The organism is Cupriavidus sp. R6-3 (assembly GCF_059772245.1).
Genome location: NZ_JCBAJO010000275.1, coordinates 1 through 5,387, shown reverse-complemented (window position 1 = coordinate 5,387; position 5,387 = coordinate 1). Strand labels below are relative to the sequence as shown.

General features: G+C 69.4%; 5 protein-coding genes and 1 pseudogene. 2 read left to right on the top strand and 4 right to left on the bottom strand.

Annotated features, from left to right (window positions below):
* The 4 genes from AC6EI8_RS23750 to AC6EI8_RS23735 all read right to left on the bottom strand — a co-directional run.
* A partial coding sequence (locus AC6EI8_RS23750; protein WP_498383042.1) for a PhaM family polyhydroxyalkanoate granule multifunctional regulatory protein occupies positions 1 to 296 on the bottom strand: 296 nt, incomplete at its 3' end.
* 346 nt (positions 297 to 642) lie between these two features.
* Positions 643 to 1,506, bottom strand: a complete 864-nt coding sequence (locus AC6EI8_RS23745) for an enoyl-CoA hydratase/isomerase family protein (protein WP_150083256.1) — start codon at positions 1,504 to 1,506, stop codon at positions 643 to 645.
* 326 nt (positions 1,507 to 1,832) lie between these two features.
* Positions 1,833 to 2,816 carry a fumarylacetoacetate hydrolase family protein gene (locus AC6EI8_RS23740; RefSeq protein ID WP_265633071.1) on the bottom strand — a complete coding sequence of 328 codons (984 nt, stop codon included), beginning with the start codon at positions 2,814 to 2,816 and terminating at the stop codon, positions 1,833 to 1,835.
* Positions 2,817 to 2,906: 90 nt separating this feature from the next.
* A complete protein-coding gene (locus AC6EI8_RS23735) occupies positions 2,907 to 3,950 on the bottom strand; it encodes a Bug family tripartite tricarboxylate transporter substrate binding protein (protein ID WP_265633072.1) in 1,044 nt (347 codons plus the stop codon).
* Between the two features lie 372 nt (positions 3,951 to 4,322).
* On the opposite strand from AC6EI8_RS23735, the gene AC6EI8_RS23730 reads away from it, so the two are divergent.
* A complete protein-coding gene (locus tag AC6EI8_RS23730) occupies positions 4,323 to 5,156 on the top strand; it encodes an IclR family transcriptional regulator (protein ID WP_149317317.1) in 834 nt (277 codons plus the stop codon).
* A pseudogene (locus tag AC6EI8_RS23725) lies at positions 5,116 to 5,387 on the top strand (DUF3108 domain-containing protein); the annotation flags it as partial. The gene AC6EI8_RS23730 and the pseudogene AC6EI8_RS23725, both read left to right, overlap by 41 nt.

The following is a 5,387-nucleotide window of genomic DNA, read 5'->3' as shown; positions in this document are numbered from 1 at the left end:
ATCGCGCTCTGCAGCGCCTCGGGCGACAGCGCCTCGCCGACCGTCTTCAGCGCGACCAGCGTCGCGCGCTGGACCTCGAGCCCCTGGATCGTGGTGCGCAGCAGGTTGGCGTTCAGCTGCAGCCAGCTTTCGACCGCCTTCAGGTCATGGATGCGCTTGTCGACCTCGTCCAGATCCATTGGCGGCGTCATCGCCTGCAGGCCGGGCATCAGCCCGGTCGGCATGCCCGCCGCGTTGCCCCACATCTTGCGCAGAAATTCGAAGCCGTCATTGAAATCGGGTATCTGTCCAAACATGGTCTGTGCTCCGCGGTGGGGCCATCGTCATTGGAAAATGCGCGCTGTCCGGGGCGTCCCGCGCGCGGGCTCAAGCGCCAACTCAAGCGCTGATTCAAACGCCGACTCAAGCGCTGATTCAAACGCCGACTCAAAGGCCGACTCAAACGCTGACTCAAACGCTGACTCAAACGCTGACTCAAACGCTGACTCAAACGCTGACTCAAACGCTGACTCAAACGCTGACTCAAACGCTGACTCAAACGCTGACTCAAACGCTGACTCAAACGCCGACTCAAAGGCCGACTCAAAGGCCGACTTGAACGCTGACCCGTGGCCGACGCACAAAGTCGACCGAACCGTCGGCTCAAGCGCCGAAACGCGGCGGCCGTTTCTCGCGCAGGCTGGCCACGCCTTCGCGGACATCGGGTCCGGCAAAGCCCATGAATTCGAGCGCCAGCGAGGTATCGAAGGCGGGCCCGGCCATGCGCAGCCAGTTGTTCAGCGCGTACTTGGTCCAGCGGATCGCGCTCTGCGAACCTTCGGCGAGCCGGTTGGCGATCTCGAAGGCCTTGGCCACCAGCTCGCTCTCGTCGACCGCCAGCGAGACCAGCCCGATGCGCTCGGCTTCCTCGCCGCTGACCGACTCGCACAGCATCAGATAGTACTTGGCCTTCGCCATGCCGCACAGCAGCGGCCAGACGATCGCGGCGTGGTCGCCGGCGGCGACGCCGAGCCGCGTATGCCCGTCGACGATGCGCGCGGTGCGCGCGGCGATCGAGATATCGGCCAGCAGCCCGGCCACCAGCCCGGCGCCGACGGCGGGACCATGCATCGCCGACACCACCGGCTTGTCGCAGTTGATCACGTTGTAGACGAGGTCGCGCGCCTCGTGCCAGACGCGCGCGCGGGTCTCGAAATCGTTGGCCATGTCCTCGACCAGCGCGAGGTCGCCGCCGGCCGAGAAGCCCTTGCCTTCGCCGCGGATCAGCGCGACGCGGATCTCCGGGTCGGCCGACACGTCGCGCCAGATCTCGGCCAGTTCGCGATGCATGTTGGCGTCGGCGGTGGCCAGCTTGCGGTTGGCCGATTGCTGTGCGCCCATCACGATCTCGAGGATGGGGCCGTGCTGGCGCAGGGTCAGCGCCTGATAGCGGGCGTAGCGTTCGGAAGGCGTGGTGCCGTTGTTGCCAACGGTGGCGGCTGAAGTGGCGGCGGGGGTGGTGGTCATGGCGGGCGCGGACTCCTGGCGTGGGTGGGAGGCGCGGCGGGCGGCCGCGGCTGCGCCGGACAGGGGAGCAATCGGCGGCCCGAAACGGGCGCGCCGGAATTCCCCAACCGGACGGTCGGGAAATTATAGGCGCATCGCTGCCGCGGCCCGCATCACGCCGCGCCGGTCCCAGACTCCGCCGCAATCCGGCGGGTCAGGCCGCTTCCGGCCGCTTCCGGCCGCGTCACGCCGCTCAGGCCGCTCAGGCCATTCAGGCCATTCAGGCCGCTTCGGGCCGCTCAGGCCGCTCAGGCCATTCAGGCCGCTTCGGGCCGCTTCGGGCCGCTTCAGGCCGGCGCCGCCACCACCTGATCGATCGCGCCGAAGATCGAGCGGCCCTGCGCGTCGAACATCTCGATCTTGACCGCGTCGCCGTACTGCAGGAACTGCGTCACCGGCGCGCCGCTCTCGATCGTCTCGAGCGTGCGCTTCTCGGCGATGCAGCAGTAGCCCTTGCTGCGGTCGACGTTGGAGATCGTGCCCGAGCCGACGATGCTGCCGGCCCGCACATTGCGCGTCTTGCAGATGTGGGCGATCAGCTGGCCGAAGTCGAACACCATGTCGGTGCCGCAGTCGGGCGAGCCGACCTTCTTGCTGTTCCACCAGACCGTCAGCGGCAGATGGACCTTGCGCTCGCGCCAGGCCTCGCCGAGCTCGTCGGGCGTGACCGCGACCGGCGAGAAGGCCGTGGCCGGCTTGCTCTGGAAGAAGCCGAAGCCCTTGGCCAGTTCGGCCGGGATCAGGTTGCGCAGCGACACGTCGTTGGCCAGCACCAGCAGCCGGATGCCCTCGGCCGCCTGCTCGGGCGTCGCGCCCATGCGCACGTCGCCGGTGATCACCGCGACCTCGGCCTCGAAGTCGATGCCCCAGGCCTCGCTGGCGCAGACGATGTCGTCGCAGGGCCCGAGCAGGTCGTCCGAGCCGCCCTGGTACATCAGCGGATCGGTCCAGAACTCCGGCGGCATCTCGGCGCCCCGTGCGCGGCGCACCAGCTCGACGTGGTTGACGTAGGCCGAGCCGTCGGCCCACTGGTAGGCGCGCGGCAGCGGCGCCATGCACTGGCGCGGATCGAACGCGAAGGGATGGCGCGCGCGGCCGGCGTTCAGCGCGTCGTACAGGTCCTGCAGCTGGGGCGCGAGGAAGTGCCAGTCGTCCAGCGCGGTCTGCAGCTTGCCGGCGATGTCGGTGGCATAGTGCGCGGTCTTCAGGTCGCGCGACACGACCACGAGCTGTCCGTCGCGCGAGCCGTCCTTCAGGGTGGCCAGTTTCATCGGGATTCCTGCATATCAAGAACGACGCCGGCATCGAGCCGGCGTGCGGATGGCGAGATGGCGCCGGCTGTGCCGGCCGCCGCGAGGGCGTCAGTCTACCGTGATGCCCTTGGCCTTGATCAATTTGCCCCAGCGCTCGGCCTCGGTGCGGGCGTACTGCGCGAACTCGTCCGGCGTGCTGGAGACCGGCTCGACGCCGATGCCCTCGAAGCGCTTCTGCACTTCGGGCTGCTTCAGCGCCTTGACCAGCTCGGCGTTCAGCCGGGTCACCACCGGCTGCGGCGTGCCGGCCGGGGCGACCACGCCCTGCCAGGCGTAGGCCTCGAAGCCGGCGACGCCGCCCTCGGCCACCGTCGGAACCTGCGGCAGCGCTGCCAGCCGCTTGGGCGTGGCGCTGCCGAGCGCGCGCAGCTTGCCGCCGAGCACGTTCTGCTGGCCAGCCGCCAGATCGAGGAACATCACGTCGACCTGGCCCGCCAGCAGGTCCTGCACCGCGGGCGCCGCGCCCTTGTACGGCACGTGGGTCATCCTGATGCCGGTCTGCTCCATGAACAGCTCCATCGCCAGATGGTGCGGGCTGCCGGCGCCGGGCGAGGCGAAATTGACCTTGTCCGGGTTCTTGCGCGCGTAGTCGACCGCCTCCTTCAGCGTGCGCGCGGGGAAGTTCGGGTTGGCGACCAGGATCAGCGGGAAGCGGGCGATCATGCCGACGTGGACGAAGTCCCTGGCCGGGTCGTACGGCAGCTTGCGGTACAGCGAGGGGTTGGCGGCCAGCGTCGCGGTGTCGGCGGTCAGGATCGTGTAGCCGTCCGGCTTGCTGTGCGCGACGGTGTCGGCGCCGACGATCGTCGCCGCGCCGGGCCGGTTGTCGATCACCACCTGCTTGCCGAGCGCGGGCGAGATCGCCTGGGCCAGCGTGCGCGCCACCACGTCGGTGCCGCCGCCGGCCGGATAGGGGACCACCCAGCGGACCGGCTGAGTCGGCCACGCCGGCTGCTGCGCCGCGGCCGGGCGGGGCAGGGCTGCGGCAATGGCGGCCAGCGCGCCGGCGCTCAGCACGGCGGCATTCAGCAGGCGACGCAGGATCGGCAGGGAAGGGCGCGCGGTGGGCGCAGCGGCAAGCGGGGCTGGCATGCGGGTCTCCGGGATGTTGTTGTGCGGGCGTGGTGCCGTGTTCGGGTTTTCGGGTGTTCGGGCGCCGGGCGTCCGCCGTCCGGGCGGCCCGGGCGTCCTGGCCTTCGGGCTCTTGGGTTTTGGGCTTGCGGACGTCCCTGGATGCATTTCGACGCTTTTCGGCACGGTCGGCACCCTTGCGCAGTCTAGCGACGGATTAAAAACTGGTAAATCGATTTCGCTATAGTAAATTTACGGATCGGGGCGTAGCGCGACGTGACGGAATCGAACTATATTGCCGCGCTGGCCCGCGGCTCGCCGGCCCGGGCGCTGCCATTCCGTATCCCCCGTAGCCCAATCCCGGGTACCGACCCGCCCGCTCCATATCGACGCATGACCGAACTAGAAGAAGACGACGCCAAGCTGCGCACCGGCATCCAGTCCATCGAGGTGGGCTTCCAGCTGCTGAAGGCGCTGGCCGCCTCGCCGCGCGCGATGATGCTGCGGGACCTGGCCGCCGCGGCCGACATGAATCCGGCCAAGGCGCATCGCTATCTGGTCAGCTTCCAGCGGCTGGGCATGGTCGCGCAGGACCCGGTCAGCGGCCGCTACGACCTCGGTCCGTTCGCACTGCAACTGGGACTGGCCGGGCTGAACCGGCTCGATCCGGTCAAGAAGGCGCGCCCGATCCTGTCCCAGCTGCGCGACGACATCGACCAGACCGTCGGCATCGCGGTCTGGGGCAACCACGGGCCGACCGTGGTGCACTGGGAGGAGTCGAGCCACCCGGTCACCGTCAGCCTGCGCCTGGGCGACGTGATGCCGATGCTCAATTCGGCCACCGGGCGCCTGTTCGGCGCCTATCTGCCGCGCCAGCAGACGCTGCCGCTGATCGAGCGTGAACTGAACGAGCGCCGCGACGACAATCTGCCGGACCTGCCGCGCTCGCTGGCCGACTACGACGCGGTGTGCGCCGACGTGCGCGCCCACGGCGCGGCGCGCACGCTGGGCGGGGTGCTGCCGGGCATCAACGCGATCTCGTTTCCGGTGTTCGATGCGAGCGGCCACGTCTCGATGGCGCTGATCGTGCTGGGCGCGCAGACCGTATTCGATGCAGAATGGGGCGGAGCGATCGACCGCCAGGTGCGCGAGATCGCACATCGGATCTCGACGGAGCTTGGATATCTTGGCGGGACCCCGCCGACCGGAGACGCCGGTCACGCCTGATGCGAAACGTGCGCGCCGCCTGCGCTGGGCGGTCGCGCTGGCGGTCGTACTGGTCGCGCATGCGCTGGTGCTGATCGGGCTGGTGCGGATGCCCGGTCCGCTGATTCCGCTCGACGCAGTCGACACGCCGGCGCTCGAGGCGATCCTGCTGCCGCCCAAGCCGGTCGCCGTCGCCCCGACTCCGCCGCCACGTCCGCGCCGTCCTCCCCCAAAACCCGCTCCCGCCCCGGC

Coding starts and splice junctions, on each gene's coding strand:
- AC6EI8_RS23745 (WP_150083256.1), bottom strand. CDS start 1,506: ATGACCACCACCCCCGCCGCCACTTCAGCCGCCACCGTTGGCAACAAC.
- AC6EI8_RS23740 (WP_265633071.1), bottom strand. CDS start 2,816: ATGAAACTGGCCACCCTGAAGGACGGCTCGCGCGACGGACAGCTCGTG.
- AC6EI8_RS23735 (WP_265633072.1), bottom strand. CDS start 3,950: ATGCCAGCCCCGCTTGCCGCTGCGCCCACCGCGCGCCCTTCCCTGCCG.
- AC6EI8_RS23730 (WP_149317317.1), top strand. CDS start 4,323: ATGACCGAACTAGAAGAAGACGACGCCAAGCTGCGCACCGGCATCCAG.